13 protein-coding genes and 4 pseudogenes are annotated in these 14959 nt (G+C 59.9%); 4 read left to right on the top strand and 13 right to left on the bottom strand.

The window, feature by feature from the left end; translation table 11 throughout:
• Positions 1 to 105: 105 nt before the first annotated feature.
• The 4 genes from IVA95_RS29445 (at position 106) to IVA95_RS29460 (ending at position 3106) form a co-directional block, all read left to right on the top strand.
• Positions 106 to 540, top strand: coding sequence for a DUF2478 domain-containing protein (locus tag IVA95_RS29445; RefSeq protein ID WP_256470312.1), 435 nt, complete (start codon positions 106 to 108; stop codon positions 538 to 540).
• Positions 541 to 811: 271 nt separating this feature from the next.
• Positions 812 to 1366, top strand: a complete 555-nt coding sequence (locus tag IVA95_RS29450) for a peroxiredoxin (protein ID WP_247513689.1) — start codon at positions 812 to 814, stop codon at positions 1364 to 1366.
• Positions 1367 to 1372: 6 nt separating this feature from the next.
• Positions 1373 to 1918: a carboxymuconolactone decarboxylase family protein gene (locus IVA95_RS29455; protein WP_247513645.1), complete on the top strand. Its 546-nt coding sequence runs from the start codon at positions 1373 to 1375 to the stop codon at positions 1916 to 1918.
• Between the two features lie 993 nt (positions 1919 to 2911).
• Positions 2912 to 3106 carry a hypothetical protein gene (locus IVA95_RS29460; protein ID WP_247513646.1) on the top strand — a complete coding sequence of 65 codons (195 nt, stop codon included), beginning with the start codon at positions 2912 to 2914 and terminating at the stop codon, positions 3104 to 3106.
• Here IVA95_RS29460 and IVA95_RS29465 read toward each other — a convergent pair.
• The 13 genes and pseudogenes from IVA95_RS29465 to IVA95_RS29525 form a co-directional block, all read right to left on the bottom strand.
• Complete coding sequence (locus IVA95_RS29465) at positions 3103 to 4386, bottom strand: type II toxin-antitoxin system HipA family toxin (RefSeq protein ID WP_247513647.1); 1284 nt, start codon at positions 4384 to 4386, stop codon at positions 3103 to 3105. The two genes, IVA95_RS29460 and IVA95_RS29465, sit on opposite strands and share 4 nt — an antisense overlap.
• Complete coding sequence (locus IVA95_RS29470; protein ID WP_247513648.1) at positions 4383 to 4760, bottom strand: helix-turn-helix transcriptional regulator; 378 nt, start codon at positions 4758 to 4760, stop codon at positions 4383 to 4385. The genes IVA95_RS29465 and IVA95_RS29470 overlap by 4 nt, the downstream gene beginning before the upstream one ends.
• A gap of 319 nt (positions 4761 to 5079) precedes the next feature.
• Positions 5080 to 5376: a ferredoxin family protein gene (locus IVA95_RS29475; protein WP_247513649.1), complete on the bottom strand. Its 297-nt coding sequence runs from the start codon at positions 5374 to 5376 to the stop codon at positions 5080 to 5082.
• Between the two features lie 37 nt (positions 5377 to 5413).
• Positions 5414 to 6721, bottom strand: a complete 1308-nt coding sequence (locus IVA95_RS29480) for an FAD-dependent oxidoreductase (protein WP_247513650.1) — start codon at positions 6719 to 6721, stop codon at positions 5414 to 5416.
• Between the two features lie 25 nt (positions 6722 to 6746).
• Positions 6747 to 7856: an electron transfer flavoprotein subunit alpha/FixB family protein gene (locus tag IVA95_RS29485; protein WP_247513651.1), complete on the bottom strand. Its 1110-nt coding sequence runs from the start codon at positions 7854 to 7856 to the stop codon at positions 6747 to 6749.
• Between the two features lie 18 nt (positions 7857 to 7874).
• Positions 7875 to 8645, bottom strand: a pseudogene (locus tag IVA95_RS29490) (electron transfer flavoprotein subunit beta/FixA family protein).
• Between the two features lie 528 nt (positions 8646 to 9173).
• A complete protein-coding gene (nifW, locus tag IVA95_RS29495; protein ID WP_247513652.1) occupies positions 9174 to 9515 on the bottom strand; it encodes a nitrogenase stabilizing/protective protein NifW in 342 nt (113 codons plus the stop codon).
• A gap of 475 nt (positions 9516 to 9990) precedes the next feature.
• The gene (locus IVA95_RS29500) at positions 9991 to 10296 is read right to left on the bottom strand and encodes a hypothetical protein (RefSeq protein WP_247513653.1); all 306 of its coding nucleotides are present in this window, start codon (positions 10294 to 10296) and stop codon (positions 9991 to 9993) included.
• A gap of 5 nt (positions 10297 to 10301) precedes the next feature.
• Positions 10302 to 11308 (bottom strand): annotated as a pseudogene (locus IVA95_RS29505) (homocitrate synthase).
• A 169-nt stretch (positions 11309 to 11477) separates the two neighbouring features.
• Positions 11478 to 12050 carry an iron response transcriptional regulator IrrA gene (gene irrA, locus IVA95_RS29510; RefSeq protein ID WP_247513690.1) on the bottom strand — a complete coding sequence of 191 codons (573 nt, stop codon included), beginning with the start codon at positions 12048 to 12050 and terminating at the stop codon, positions 11478 to 11480.
• Positions 12030 to 12671 (bottom strand): annotated as a pseudogene (locus IVA95_RS29515) (nitrogen fixation protein NifQ); the annotation flags it as partial. The pseudogene IVA95_RS29515 and the gene irrA, both read right to left, overlap by 21 nt.
• 148 nt (positions 12672 to 12819) lie before the next feature.
• The gene (gene nifH, locus IVA95_RS29520; RefSeq protein WP_247513654.1) at positions 12820 to 13704 is read right to left on the bottom strand and encodes a nitrogenase iron protein; all 885 of its coding nucleotides are present in this window, start codon (positions 13702 to 13704) and stop codon (positions 12820 to 12822) included.
• A 457-nt stretch (positions 13705 to 14161) separates the two neighbouring features.
• Positions 14162 to 14734 (bottom strand): annotated as a pseudogene (locus IVA95_RS29525) (DDE-type integrase/transposase/recombinase); the annotation flags it as partial.
• Positions 14735 to 14959: the final 225 nt, after the last annotated feature.

Raw genomic sequence — 14959 nt, forward strand, 5'->3', positions numbered from 1 at the left:
TCTGCCAGCCACTCGGCACCGGTGCCATTTGGTGTAAGCTCCAAGTTAATGAGCTTGGCAGCGCCACAGTTATCCCTTCTTGCGCGATGAACGAAGGATGTCGATCTGCTCGTGTTCAATAAATTCTCCAAGCAGGAGGCGTCCCGGCAAGATCTGCGCGACGAACTTGCCGGTGCGATCATATCTGGCGTGCCGCTCCTCACCGGCGTTCCCGAAAAATGCCTTGCCGCCTCCGGACTTTCACCGGAGATTTCGGCACGACACCTTGCGAGCACCAAGTCGTGGGGAAATGATGGCGCGACATCACAGGGCGCCTGCCGCGCGTCCGGGCACATTCCAGTTCGGCTAGAGCTATTTACCGATCATCATATCCGACGACTTGATCACGGCCGACACGGCATCGCCAACCTTGAGCCCGTCATCGTCCACGGCCTGATGGCCATCGACGAAAACCGCCCGGTACCCGCCCACTCTTTTGAGCGTTCGTGGTGCCCTCAAGCACGGCGATCACGAGGCTTGTCAGGACATTGTGTGCGCTGAGCCTTCATCTTGTCCAGTCCCGACATTGCTTCGCCGTCGTAACTTACCCGTGGCTGGGCAACTCTTTCAACGGCTGCAACCTGCCGCCTGCACACGCCATGAGGAAGCAGTGAAGCATTCAGCCGAAACGATGGCGTTCAAATGCCTGCATGCCCAAGCATCCGATTGTCGCATTCCGGCAACTGAGGATTTTGAGGACGAATGGCATATAGTTTGCTTCGCTGTTGCCGGAATGTCGCTCTCCGCGCAAAAGCAACCTTGTGAGGACAATATGCTTGGAATAGGAAGTAAGTTGCCGTCGTTCGAAATCACAGGCGTGAAGCCCGGCTTTCACCTGCAGTACGAGGAGGGGCAGAGCGCATTCGAGACGTTGACTGAAGATAGCTTCTCCGGAAAATGGAAAATCATCTTCTTTTACCCAAAAGATTTCACCTTCGTCTGCCCGACCGAGATCGCCGAGTTCGCGCGCCTGTCCAGCGATTTCGCCGATCGTGATGCAGTCGTGCTGGGTGGCTCGACCGACAACGAGTTCTGCAAGCTCGCCTGGCGGCGTGAGCACAAGGATCTGCATCATCTGCCGATCTGGCAATTTGCCGACACCAATGGCGCGCTGGTCGATGGCCTGGGTGTGCGATCACCTGACGGCGTCGCCTATCGCTATACATTCATCGTCGATCCCGACAACACCATCCAGCACGTTTATGCGACCAACCTGAATGTCGGCCGCAGCCCGAAGGACACGCTGCGAGTACTGGACGCGCTGCAGACCGACGAGCTGTGCCCCTGCAACCGCGAGATCGGCGGCGAAACTCTGAAAGTAGCCTGAGGTATCATGTCTATCGAGCAATTAAAGGACCAGATTCCAGATTTCGCCAAGGACGTCAGGCTCAATCTGGCGTCGATGGTGGCTGATGAGACGCTGTCACCGCAGAGCAAATACGGGCTATTGCTGGCGACCGCGATCGCGACCCGCGCCCCGGTAGTGATCGCCGCAATGGAATCCGCGGCGGCTGCCGTGATGACGCCGGCGGCGGTTGCGGCTGCGAAATCCGCAGCTTGCGTGATGGCGATGAACAACGTCTATTACCGTTTCGTTCACCTCGCTTCCAATCCGGAATACAAGAGCATGCCGGCGCGGTTGCGCATGAACGTGATCGCCAATCCTGGGGTTGACAAGGCCGATTTCGAGCTGTGGTCGCTGGCGGTTTCCGCCATCAATGGCTGCGGTGCCTGCGTGGATGCCCATGAAAAGGCGCTGCAGGGAGCCGGCGTCGGTTCCGCCGCGATCCAGACTGCGGTGCGCCTTGCGGCGATCGTGCAATCGGTTGCGGTTGCGATCGAGGCGGCCGGGCACCGCGTGGTCCAGGCGGAGGAGTGATGCATCCGCCCTCTTGCTGTGGGAGAGGGTCAGGGTTAGAGCGATATCTACGAACCTGAGTTCGCGGAGGGGCCTGAGCTTTGCTCTGATTTCGGCCTCTCCGCGCAAGCGGATCGAGGCGACCTGCCAGGCGTTCCGCTGATTGCAAGGAAGACTAACGCCGCGCTGAGTCCCAGTCTGGCCCGACAAGGACCGTGACGCGAACACTCTGATCGTCAAGCTGATGCGTACCGATGTGGCACGCGTTTGCACTCGGCACTCGGTCGTGTTCCGGCGATCACGAATTCTATGCCTCAGCGCACAAACGTCGATCTCGGAACTTGCAGGAGATTGAGAGCCGCCACCCTACCCTTTCCGGGGCGGCTGCATTACGGCACCAAAAGTGCTGGCGTTCGAAATTATCGCAGATCGAGCGTGTGACGCGAGAGGTCTATTGCGGGCCGATCGGCTTCAACGGGCACATCGACACGAAGATTGCGATCCGCACCGCAACGATGGACGATGACCTGCCGAGTTCATGAGGCGGCGGGATAAGGGCGGTGTCGAAACCAGAGACCGAATACGGGAAACGCTCGCCAAAGGCACAACAATCTTCGACGCATTTCGTGCTGTAATACCTAGTGCATCTGCGTCATCGAAAGCTACCACCACTTTTTCGTCTTCAACATTGTTCGGTTTTTCCGTAAGCTTGGTAGAGCAACGCAAGTTACCCAAACGACATGGTCAGCGACCGGATGCGATCAACCTAAGTTGGCCAGATCTAGGCTCAGCAGCAGAATAGGACCAGTCCAACAAAAGCGAGATTGACAAACAAGCCGATCAAGGCCCACGCGCGAATGGCCACGGGCGAGAGTCCCTCATCATCGCGCGAAGTCGAAATCCATAGTGACTGCATCTGCGTCACCCTCCAAGAGCCCTCGCGGTACTACAATCGCATTCACAAACAGCATCTCTCGTCGTTGTATGGGATGCCGCGACCACATTTCGGCTTCCATGCGCCGCATCGTCACCGGCGATCTCGGCGCGAACAGGGCCGATTCGAGTTATGGGTCGCTGGCAGTAAGTGCCATCAACGGCAGCGGCGCGTACATGGACGCCCATGAGAAGACGTTGCGGGAAGCGGCGTTGGTTCCGCCGGCGGATACCGGACCGATGATGATCATGCCGGATCAACTTGCCGAACTCTAGCCGCCCCTCAGAAGACGTTCGCAATCTCGCGCTCTTGTGCTCAATGCCTTGGCCAACCGTCCGATGACGGCATTGTCTAATCCTTCCTCTAGCGCTCGCGCGCGAATGTCAGTCACGAGGTCGGGAATCTGCTCAGCCATTGAGATCAGACTGGCAATAAGTTCGTCCGTATCAACGCGCGTTTCGCGGGCAAACTTTTGCCACTGGCGCAAGCCGATTAAGTCCAGCTTGTATTCACCTCCAACTTTCATTGCGAGCTTGATCTTCCGCATGTCCACATCGTCGTAGGGAAGAATGCTGGCGACATCGTAGAGCGGCGCAAGACGTACATGGGGACCGCCCGCCAGAAGCAACGAGTAGTTCTTGGCGTGCGCATCAGGCCCCCCAATGAGCCAATTATAGCCGAGGGCGCTAACGAAGGTCTGAACGTCGGCCGCGCGGTCGGTCGAGTAGGTACGCAAGACGTCGATCACATTGGCTGGCGTTGGTCCACCTTCGTTCTGATATTTCTTCGTCGGCTGGATGCCCATTGCTTGGCAGACATCTTCCTGGTGGATCCGGATGATGTCGTTTCCACTGAGTTGCCGGTCATAGCGCTCGACCACAATGGCAACTTCGTTTTCAAACCGCATCACTTTGGTGTCTGCCACCGGGAGGCCCAGATTGCGCGCGAGCAAGAGGCAAACGTGCTCATTTTCGGCGTGTCCGTCGAAATGGCCCGTCGGCGGTTTCAGGATATGCGTGGTCGGAACGCGCCCAGACGGAATACCCCATTGGCCCTTTTTCAAAAGAAGAGCCGTTTTCGGCTGGGCGCCCGCGAGACTGAATTGGCCGGTGTCCCGCGGCAAACGCCAGGCAGCGTGATCCTCTCGCAAGGCCTGGAGCCGTTTGGCGATTTCCGGCGGGCCGAGCCATTCGATCTTGTCGTTTTCGCCTGTTCTCAAGGCTTCCAACCGATCGGGCGTGACGAACTGGATCGCACCGGCGCAATCCACCCCTACGTGAGAGATGAGGGCAAAGGCGTTGCGGGCGGAGACCTGGAATTTCTTGGCCCAACGATCAAGCACACGCTCATTGTCGGGCAGAAGACCCCACAGGAAGGCCTGAACGGACGCGGGACCATGTTGCTCGGCGGCAAGCGGCATCGAGAGTGATAGGGGATAAGCTCCCTGCGTGCCGCGCCAGTTGCTGTCATAGATAAAGGTCAGCCGGCCGCGCGCATCGCTGCGCACGCGGCCAACTTCTTTGCCATCCAAGAGCACGACAAGTTCGTTCGTCATGCTTTGCCCTTTTTGGCTTTGGCGACGATGGCGTTGATATCGACGGCGGATGGTGCCGAGACGCGACTAGTACTAGTACTGGACTCGCTGCTTGCATCCAAAAGGATGCCAAGAGCGTCAAGGGCGCGGAGCACGAGAGCCAATTCGGCGCGCGGGTGACCATGCTCGATATCGATCACCCATTGACGGCTGACGCCAATGCGTTTGGCCAGTGTCGACTGATCGAGCTTGAGACGCTTGCGTCTGTCGCGAATAACGGCGCCTAGATCGGCAGGTGTGCGTATGAGCATGGGCGATCCAAATGTCAGCGTTCGCCTACAAATAGCAGATGTCACCGTTCGCTTACAATAAGAAAAGTTACCGTTCGGCGACATCTGCGAATGTCATCGATCGCCGACATTATTGTAAAATGACCATCTTTTCAATAATATAGGTACGACTTCGCACGGCTCCTCGGAAGAAAAGCTCGCGAGCCTAAGCTGGATCAGGCCGCCTCACTCGGCGGTTTTCCCGTTTGGTGATGTCCGTGAGAAGTATCCGCCGAATTACAGCGATGAGTTCGCGGAGAGTCCCCCTCACCCAGAGTTCGAGCTTTGCTCCAATCTCAGTCTCGCAAGCGGTGCGAGGCGAAACTGTATCCGCCGCGAGATCGTCTCAATCCATGGCGAGCACACGCCGCCTGTCGTACAGCCTTCACCCAAACTTGAATAACACCCCATATCCCCCACGCGGGTAGCTCCATTCGATGTCACCGGTGGGCTCTCCGATAACGCGGCAGGTGCCGCACTCGATGCACCCGTCGACGGTGATCTCGACCTGGCCCTTGTCGTTGAGCTCATAGCAGCGCGCGGGGCAAGCTTTCAAAAGCGCAAGTAGCTGCGGCGATGGCTCGGTGTGCGAGCGTACCTTGATGTGGGGACGACCAACGTCGATAAGATATCGGTTGTAGAACAACTTGTCCTCAACGCGAACGGAGGGCTCGACAGTCATGTTTCAGCTCCTTGGGTTCGGCATCGAATTTGGCTGATCAGCGCCAGGCGCGAGCGAGGCGGAATGCATCGCCGAACAAACCTATCCAGGACCGCGCATTAACGAAGGATTTCAACGTCACCTTCTCTTTCTCAGTCTTTGGCGTGCCGTCGACGCGCACAAAGTTCTGCATCGCCCTGGAGACGAGCTGCGGATAGGTGAGAAAAAAGTTTTGCGAATTGGTGTGCATCAGCGTCGGCATATCCTTGTATTTCTTCAGATCCTTGATCACGAAGGAGTCGTCCAGCATCCTCTTGTAGAGCGCGAGATTCTCAGCGCTCATGGGAGCCCGGCGCGACCGCACCTGCGAGATTGCTTCGGCCGCGATGCGGCCCGAGGTCATCGCGAGGTTAGAGCCCTCGCGATGAATGGCATTGTTGAGCTGCGCCGCATCGCCCACCACCACCCAGCCCTCACCATAAAGCTGCGGGATCGCCTTATAGCCGCCCTCAGGGATCAAATGCGCGGAATATTCCTTCACCTCGGAACCCTTGATCAGCCGCCCCACGGACGGATGCCGCTTGAAGCGATCGAGCAGTCCATAGGGCGTCTCGCCCGTGCGCTGGAAGTCGGCGACGAGACAGCCAATGCCGAGCGAGATGCACTCCTTGTTAGCATAGATGAAGCCCATCCCAGTCATGCCGCGGGAAATGGTGCCGGCCGCCTCGATCACGACGCCCTCGTCGCCTTCAAGATTGAACCGTTCCTCGATGGTCTCGCGCGGCAAGAAGTGCATTTCCTTCACCGCGAGTGCCACCTTATCAGGCTTGGGACGCTCGCGCAGACCCGCACGCGTGCCGAGCAGGCCGTTGACGCCCTCGGCCAGCACCACGACATCCGCATGGACTTCGCCGTCGCCGCGATCCGTGCGCACCCCGACGACCTTGCCATTGGCATCCTGCGCGAGCTCGGTCACCGTGGTCTCGCACAGCACCGTCGCGCCGGCCTCGCGTACCTTCGAGGAGAACCATTTGTCAAACTGCGCGCGGATGATGGTGTAGCGGTTCGGCCGCTGCTCATTGAACTCGTCGGAGCAGTAGTGCAGGCCGACATGGGAGCGATCGTCCATCATCCAGAACCGCTGCTCGACCAGATGGCGCTCGAGCGGCGCGTCCTCGCGAAAGTCCGGGATTAGCTTTTCCAGCATGTCGGCATAGAGGATCGCGCCCTGCACGTTCTTCGATCCCGAATATTCGCCGCGCTCGAGCTGCAGCACCTTCATGCCCCGCTTGGCCATGGCCAGCGCCGCGGCATTGCCCGCCATGCCCGCGCCGACCACGATGGCGTCGAAACGTTCTTCGATCATGAGCCTCTCCTTCTCACTAGTGGCGCTAGCTCGCAATGCGGTCGCGCGAATGCGGCGACAGCCGTGCACGAAATGCGGCCGTCAGCGCCGGCAGCAGATGAATCGCATCGGTCACGATGCCAATATGGGCGAAGTCGAAAATCGGAGCGTTCTTGTCAGTGTTGATGGCGACAATCAGGTCCGCGCCCTCGACGCCGACGCGGTGCTGGATCGCACCGGAAATGCCGGCAGCGATGTAGAGCTTTGGCCGTATGGTCTTGCCGGTTTGTCCGATCTGCCGGTCGGAGGCGACCCAGCCCTTCTGTACCAGTGGTCGCGAGCAGCCAAATTCGGCTCCAATCATGGCGGCGAGCTGCCGCACCAACTGAAAATTCTCGAGCGATCCCAGGCCCAAGCCGCCGGCGACAACGACATCGGCATAAGCGAGGTTGGATTTTGCGGAATCCCGGTCCGGGATGAACGATAGGACCTTGGTGACGATTTCGTCTTCGACGAGGGCAAGCGGATGAATGATGATACGGGCGGCATCGCGTGCGACGCGCTCGGGCATCGGCATGACGCGTGGGCGAACGGTTGCCATTTGCGGCCGGTAATTCAAAGTGTAGATCGTGCAAAGTAGCGTGCCACCAAAGGTCGGACGCGTGGCCGCAAGCGAACCATCCGCGTCGACGTCGAGTCCGGTGCAGTCGGCGGTGAGACCCGTCAGTAGCGTTGTCGCGACCGAACCCGCGAGATCGCGACCGAGCGTGGTGGCGCCCAACAGCAGGATCTCGGGCTTATAGGTGTTGACGAGATCGGTCAGCGCCTTGGTGTACGACTCGTTGCGATACTCCGATAGCACATTGTCGGCCACGAGATATACAAGATCAGCGCCGTAGCAGAAGGATTCGAGGGCGGCGCTGCGCGTCGCCTCGCCCTCCGGGCCGATTACAACCGCGGCGAGATCGACTTTCAGCTTGTCGGCGAGCTTGCGGCCCGTACCTAAGAGTTCCCAGGAGACGGGATGCACCTGACCGCGCTCCTGCTCGATGAAGACCCAAATATGCTTGTAGGCCTTGAAGTGCTCCGGCAATTCTTTCTTCGCTGCTGCGCGGCCGCCGGCGGCAGGCGTGGGACCTTTGATGACGCTACTCATGGCTCAAACTCCTCACAATCAGCGCACCAGCGCCGCAAGATAGGCTTCGGATTTCGGTTTGCGCTCGAAGATGCGTTCGATCAGCGGCTCCGCCGGCTGCTTGGCAGCTTCCACCAGCACCGCCTTGGCGGCGCGCGGCGAGGCGCAAAGATCCACTTGATGGTCGGTGAGCCGCGCAGGCACCGCATTTCGAGACGTCCTCGAAGCCGGCTTGCTGCGCGCTCGATTCACCACCGGCGCCCGTGCCGCGCACGGGGGTCGACCATCGAGGCCGCCGCAAATCTGGTTCGTCAATTCCAGCCTAGTGATCAGGCAGGGCAGGTTTGTGTGCACCCCCTGCACGCCGCCTTCGGCGCGCGGCTCCGCGTCGACGGGGCGGGAGGTGAGCTCGAGCCCGGCGATTTTGGCGACATAGGTGAGCTGCAACAGACCGAGCCGCCTAGCCATGTCAGGCCCTACCTGAGCGGTGTGGCCGTCGATGGTCTGCTTGCCGGTGAAGATGATATCGGGCGTACTAAACCAATCACCGATTTTCCGGATCGCGGTCGCGAACGCGTAAGTCGTGGCCAGCGTGTCGGCGCCGGCAAAGAAGTGGTCGGTCAGCAGCACTGGACGATCGGCACCGAAGGTGCGCCTTGCGCAGGGAGTTCTCAGTCGATGGCGGCCCCATTGTGAGCATGATGATCTCGTCGCCAAATCGGTCACGCTATTCGAGTGCGGCTTCCATCGCGAACAGGTCGTAGGGGTTGATGATGGTCGGTCCTCTTGGCGCATGGGGGTGTTGGTCACGGGGTGCACGCGGACCTCCGCAGAGTCCGGGATCTCCTTGACGCAAACGATACTGCTCCAGAGGTACCGTGGACGCGCGAGTTACCCATTGGCGGCCATCTCCCGCTCAATCCCGGCCTCAATGGCGTTAAAGGCAATTTCTAACGGCATTATCGCGAACGTGACCCACAAGATCATCCCGGCGCGAGTAGCGAGCATTAACAACAACATCATTGGTCTTGCTCCGAATCTCATCTCGGACAGCCGATAATTCGGTCAACTCGGCGTCAATGGCGGACTTAGTCGGAGAACAGCAAGTGTTGTACCAGTTGCGGCGCCATCGAAAACTTGGCGTGAAACCAATGCGTTGCGAGAAGTTGATAAACTGACTGTCGAAATCGCCTGCAGTTCAAGTCCGACATAGTCGGGAATGCGACAACGCCACTTCGCGCCTTGCTGCATGGAGTTGATCTCCATTAAGAGCAAGACGGGTTAACGCGCCGATCCGACACGGTTAGTTGCTAACCGTCACTGAAGCGATGCGCGGGGTTACTTCAGCGCACTCAATGGCACGAAGGCCGCCGGCTTCTTAGGCTCCGCGACCGCATCCTGCAACACCTTGAACACCCGCTGTTCGATCGGTGATGACGCTACGAAATCGGCATAGGCCTGCTCCAGTACCGCCTTGCACCGCGCCGTCACCTCTGCCTCCGCGGCACCGGCGAATTGTTCCTTGGCGAGATATTGCCCCATGCGCCTTAAGATATGCAGGCGCGCGAAGTTGACGATTTTGGGGTCGTAGTCGACGCCGAGAAGGGCAAAAAAATCCTCCGCCGAGCAGGCCTTGTTGAGTTGATAGAGGATGCCGGCAGCCGATTGTGTGTCGCTCATCGAATATCTCCCTGGGTTAGTCGCCGACCCCTGCTCGGGACCCGGAATAGGCTGGTCGCCTCGCGGCAGCCCCGCCTCGCGCAGGCGACGCTGCGTATGGCCAATCGCGCCTCCAGAAACTCGAAATGGGTCGAACAGGACGGCGATCGCGTCGCCGGAAACAGCATCAGATGACGGTCGAGGTCGAAATGCCGATAAAGCAGCGATGGCTCCGCTGCGACCGCACGCGCGTGCCGGGATGCCGACCACGGTGACGTCGGACGGCTCTCGATGATAAGTGAATTGTCGCTCGGATGCGCGCGTCGCATCCGACCGTGATCGGACCCATGGTCTTTTATGCTGGCGTCGACCATCACGCAGTCCTCTAGGGTAGGCTGGCGCTTACACCGCGACCAAGACACGCCACCAAGGCTGATGCGGTAATAGAGCATTAAATTCCTAGCCACTTCGGCACTCGCCGATCACGACACAGGCGTCACGTCGATGAAGAAGAGGTCGACGGTCGCGCCAGGATGGATGTCGGTATGAGCCAGGAAGCGGCCGAACCGGAACAACAGCCGCTCCGGAATTCGCCCAGCCGGCTGTCCAGAGAGGGCTCGTGGTGCAACAGCAGATCACGGTAAGGATGAGCGCGATAGGTCAGCAACTTCGCGAGCTGGTTGTGCGCCGAGCGACCGCGCAGAGACACACAACCAATGTCACCGCGAATCAGCGCGCGCAGCGAGCGCTTTCGCCCTGGAGAGATAGCTGCAACTGGATCGGTGGTAACGATGCTGGACATGGCCCTCACGCGCAGTCGGTCAACGATCGTTCGCAGACGTCGCGCCAGATCGCCACCACGGTCTCGCGCGGCACCGGCCCCTTGTGCTCGACGGCATGTTGGCGCACCCGCGACAAGATCCGCCTCGCCTCCTCTGCGTTGACGGCGAGCTGCAACTCCTTAAACAGCGAGGTGATTGCCGAAAGCCCGGAATGCTTGCCGATCACGATGCGGTTGGAGCGGCCGAGCAATTGCGGGTCGAGCGATTGATAGGTGCGTTGATCCTTCAACAAGCCATCGACATGAATGCCGGATTCATGAGTGAACACATGCCCACCCACGATTGCCTTGTTCAGAGGAATCGCACATGTAGCCGCGGCTGCGACGACTGCGGCTACCTTCTCGAGCTCCGGCAGCACGATGCCGGTTTCGCGCCCGTAGAGCTGTTTGAGCGCGACCGTGACTTCCTCCAGCGGCGCATTTCCCGCCCGCTCGCCCAGTCCGATTACAGTCACCGAGGCGTGGCTCGCGCCGCCCTTGATGGCGGCAAGCGTATTTGCGGTCGCGAGCCCAAGATCGTCATGGCCGTGAAATTCGAGGTCGAGATCGGTTGTCGCGCGCAGACGCGCGATCAGTGCGAAGGCGGAGTCGGGATCGAGCACGCTGAGCGTATCGGCAATGCGGAAGCGCCGCGCGCCGGCGGCCTTTGCAGTTGCGATCAGCGTGATGAGGAAGTTGACGTCGGCGCGGGAGGAGTCCTCGCCACCGACAGCGACCTCAAGCTCCTGCTCGCGGGCATAACCGACCACCCGCTTCACCTGCTCCAGTGCCAGCTCGCGGTCACGGGTGTCCCCGCCTCGATCTCAGTGACTCCGGCCCGTGCCAGCGCCTGCGCGATCGCTACCTTTTCGGCCGTGGTAAAGGCGACGCCCGGCGCCTGCTCGCCATCGCGCAGCGTCGTGTCGGTGAGCACGATCGGCTTGGTCCGAGCCGTGTCGGACCATGGAGATTTCGCAGCGGCGGCGGCGGTCATGGGGGCTCCTTGTTGCTCTTGCCAAAGAAGGTTTCAGCAACCCGCATGCCAAGTCAGAATTCGACTTAATTCACTGAGAAAGCGCCAATTTTCACGGCAGCCCGGCTGTTGCAAACGCGACAGCGTCGCAAAACCGACGGGCCGGCTTACCTTCGGCGCGATACTTCGATCAACTCGGCTTGCGGCGCAGATGAATGATCAGATCGACGCGGGAAACTTCGTGGCCCGGCGGCGCCTCAGGCGCGTTTGCAAATAGGAGATCGGCTTCGGGAATATTGAGCAGGATATGCTCTCCCTGCAGATAATAATGCGGATGCGGCGTGGTGTCGGTGTCGAAAAACCATCGTACCCCGTCGGGACCAATCCGGCGCAACAAACCCGCTTCCGTGAACTGGTTCAATGTGTTGTAGGCGGTAGACTGCGAGACCGGAAAGCCGGCGCCGCGCGCCTCGGCAAACAGCATCTCTGCGGTAACATGCCGGTTGCCCCTGGTAAACAACAACTCGCTTATGATCACGCGCTGGCGCGTCGTCCGTAGCCCGACCTTGAGCAACAGATCCTTGCAGCCGGCCTCGGGGCCTAGCCCGCCAAAATCGGCCTCAGCCGCGTCCACCTGTACGTCGTCGACCCCCCCAGGACCGGCGCGGTTTTCGACAGGAAGGCTCGCCAACAGACGATCCGTTCGGCGCGCCTCAGCTAGGGCATCCGCCGGCAACAGAGCGTCTCGTCGCCGCTCTGCCATCCGGCTCTCGCCGCTCTCATCGCCAAAGCAGAGGTTGAAGTCGTTACATTGCGTGCACACCGGCGTCGTGCACATCACGAGGCCATCGTCCTTGCATAGGGTTCGATAGAAGAAGCGCTTCCAGCGCATATTGTTGATATTGCGCGCGGCGAGCGGCGCGAAATGACGGCTTAACAGGCGGGAGAGTTCGTCACGATCGCGCAATCCGAGATCTTCCCATAAGTGATTTGGCTCGAGGGCGCGACGCGCGATCAATGCAGCCAGCCAGCGGCCGGTCTCCCCCTCGGTCGACCGTTGCGCGAGCAAGAGATCACGCAACATTGCGACCTCATCGTTCTCATCGCGTTTGAAATGCAACAGCTGCTGCTCGGCATTGATCCGAATCGACGGAAAGTGCTGCTCGAGCAATGCCGCCAGCTCTTCGCTGGACAGGCCGGCCTTGTCGGAAATCCACCCGCGCTCCATCGCCGCGGCGGCCAGAATGGACGCCAGCACGTGGCGATCGAAATCGGTGTCGCTATTGATGTCGGCTTTTGCGGGATGGCAGCCTGTGAGCAGCTGATAGGTCGCAATTGCGGTATGTGGCTCGCCACTCTCGTCAGGCACTCTGGTGATACTCATCGGAACGATTGTACTTCGAACATCGCTTTACGAATCCACTACGGTCAAGCATGCTTCGGCGAATCCGGTGCTGGCGCCAAATCTTCGCCAGAACGCCGGCCTCCCAGAGCCAAGATCGAGGAGGCCGGCATTCATTCGCGCGCTCTCTTTACGAGGCGGCGAGTTCGGCGGCGGTCTTGCCGACGATGGACTCGTCGACCGGCTTCATGATGCCGTGCTCCATCAACATGTCCTCGAGCTCGTCCATTGAGATCGGGGTCGGGATGATGCCCTTGCCCCCATTGTTGTGTATCCTAGTCGCGAGATTGCGATAGTGATCGGCCTGCTGGGAGTCCGACGCATATTCCAGCACGGTCATGCGGCGCAGTTCCGCGTGCTGCACGACGTTGTCGCGGGGCACGAAATAGATCAGCTGGGTGCCGAGCTTCTTGGCCAGCGCCTCCGCCAGCTCAAGCTCCTTGTCGGTCTGCCGCTCGTTGCAGATCAGGCCGCCGAGCCGCACGCCGCCGGAGTTGGCATATTTCAGGATGCCTTTGGAGATGTTGTTGGCGGCATACATTGCCATCATCTCACCGGACATCACAATGTAGATCTCCTGCGCCTTGTTCTCGCGGATGGGCATCGCAAAGCCGCCGCAGACGACGTCGCCGAGCACGTCGTAGGAGACGTAGTCGATGTCCTCATAGGCGCCATTCTCTTCCAGGAAGTTGATCGAGGTGATGACGCCGCGGCCGGCGCACCCCACACCCGGCTCCGGGCCACCCGACTCCACACAGCGGATGTCCTTGTAGCCGACCCTCATCACGTCCTCGATTTCGAGGTCCTCGACGCTGCCGGCGTTCGCCGCCAGGCTCAGAATAGTGTCCTGGGCCTTGGCGTGCAGGATCAGACGGGTCGAGTCTGCCTTGGGATCGCAGCCGACGATCAGGATCTTGTGGCCCATCTCGGCCAGCGCCGCCAGCGTGTTCTGTGAGGTGGTCGACTTGCCGATGCCACCCTTGCCGTAGAATGCGATTTGTCTCAGTGAAGCCATGTTGCTCTCCATCAACCGATTGCCAAAGATTGCGCGATTTGCGCGCGAGCTTGTTTGTTCTTCGAAACAGGGCACACGGGTTCAGGGAAGGAGAGCATCGCTAGTCTTTGCGCGTCGGCGTGCACTCAGCCCTCAGTCAGTGTTGCGGCAACCTACTAGCAACCGCCATGCCAGCGCTGTTCTTGCTGTTTAAGCTTCTGATTTCGCTTTCAAAAACATAGCCCAGCTTCAGGCGACAGCTGTTTTGAAGGTGACAGCAGCTCTGCCGTTGTCAGTAAGCGAACAACGATTACAGCGCTCCAACCGGCAGGAGACTCGCGCCGTAGGCCATTTCGGTACGCCCGTGTGCAGAAGGAAACTTGCTAACCGACTTAAGCCGCAGGCCGCGGGCCACAAGGTGATTGCCAAGGATCTCGTGGAGGAGCCGTGGTGCGTGAGGCGCTGCGCCGCTTCTTCGGCGAGCCAAGGCATCCTCCAGCGTCTCGACGCAGAAGACTGCTTCCATGGTGATCGACAGCCGCCACGACAGAACACGACGTGTTGCCCAGTCCAGCACCACGGCGAGATAGACGAAGCCACTCGCCATCGGGATGTAGGTGATGTCCATCGCCCAGATTTGGTTCGGTCGCGTGATCTCAATGCCCGCGCAGCCGGTATGGATCTTGTGGCCGGGCGCGGGTCTGGTGGTGCGCGGACGACGATAGAGCGCCTCTATCCCATCCGCCGCATCGGTGTCTTCACATGCCGGCGGCCGATCTTGCACCCCTCGGCAGCCAGCAGGCCTCTCAGCATTTGCGAACCGGCGAAGGGAAACTCCAGATGCAGCCGGTCGAGACGCCGCATGATCGCGAAATCGGCGTCCGGCACCGGCCGCGGCAGGTAATAAACGCTGCCGCGGACTGATCTGCAAAACTCCCACCTGCCTGGTGATCGACAGATCATGCTCGCGGTCGATCATCGCTTTGCGCTCAGCAATCTCACCTTGGTGAGCGCTCCTTTAAAAAAAACTATGCGCGGCGCTGCGCTCCCCCTGTGGCATAGAAACGGGCCGGCGCTAGATTGCCGACCGGAAGGGAGCGGCCGATACGATTTTGGTGGCACGTGATCCCGTTAAAAAACCTGGTCCATGGGTTGTTGCGCACTTGAGAGTGGTGACGCCATCCGGCGATCCCGTTTAGGAATCTGACCAATAGCGCAGCCCAGCCCTTCCGCCGCCGTCAGCAGGAGGATTGGAGATGAACCCCAAAAGATCGAA

Source organism: Bradyrhizobium sp. 157, assembly GCF_023073815.1.
In the GTDB taxonomy this organism is placed as follows: Bacteria; Pseudomonadota; Alphaproteobacteria; order Rhizobiales; family Xanthobacteraceae; genus Bradyrhizobium.

Excerpts from the sequence above, each read along its gene's own strand:
- IVA95_RS29450 (WP_247513689.1), top strand. The coding sequence starts at position 812 with ATGCTTGGAATAGGAAGTAAGTTGCCGTCGTTCGAAATCACAGGCGTG.
- IVA95_RS29455 (WP_247513645.1), top strand. The coding sequence starts at position 1,373 with ATGTCTATCGAGCAATTAAAGGACCAGATTCCAGATTTCGCCAAGGAC.
- IVA95_RS29460 (WP_247513646.1), top strand. The coding sequence starts at position 2,912 with ATGCGCCGCATCGTCACCGGCGATCTCGGCGCGAACAGGGCCGATTCG.
- IVA95_RS29465 (WP_247513647.1), bottom strand. The coding sequence starts at position 4,386 with ATGACGAACGAACTTGTCGTGCTCTTGGATGGCAAAGAAGTTGGCCGC.
- IVA95_RS29470 (WP_247513648.1), bottom strand. The coding sequence starts at position 4,760 with ATGTCGCCGAACGGTAACTTTTCTTATTGTAAGCGAACGGTGACATCT.
- IVA95_RS29475 (WP_247513649.1), bottom strand. The coding sequence starts at position 5,376 with ATGACTGTCGAGCCCTCCGTTCGCGTTGAGGACAAGTTGTTCTACAAC.
- IVA95_RS29480 (WP_247513650.1), bottom strand. The coding sequence starts at position 6,721 with ATGATCGAAGAACGTTTCGACGCCATCGTGGTCGGCGCGGGCATGGCG.
- IVA95_RS29485 (WP_247513651.1), bottom strand. The coding sequence starts at position 7,856 with ATGAGTAGCGTCATCAAAGGTCCCACGCCTGCCGCCGGCGGCCGCGCA.
- nifW (WP_247513652.1), bottom strand. The coding sequence starts at position 9,515 with ATGAGCGACACACAATCGGCTGCCGGCATCCTCTATCAACTCAACAAG.
- IVA95_RS29500 (WP_247513653.1), bottom strand. The coding sequence starts at position 10,296 with ATGTCCAGCATCGTTACCACCGATCCAGTTGCAGCTATCTCTCCAGGG.
- irrA (WP_247513690.1), bottom strand. The coding sequence starts at position 12,050 with ATGGCAGAGCGGCGACGAGACGCTCTGTTGCCGGCGGATGCCCTAGCT.
- nifH (WP_247513654.1), bottom strand. The coding sequence starts at position 13,704 with ATGGCTTCACTGAGACAAATCGCATTCTACGGCAAGGGTGGCATCGGC.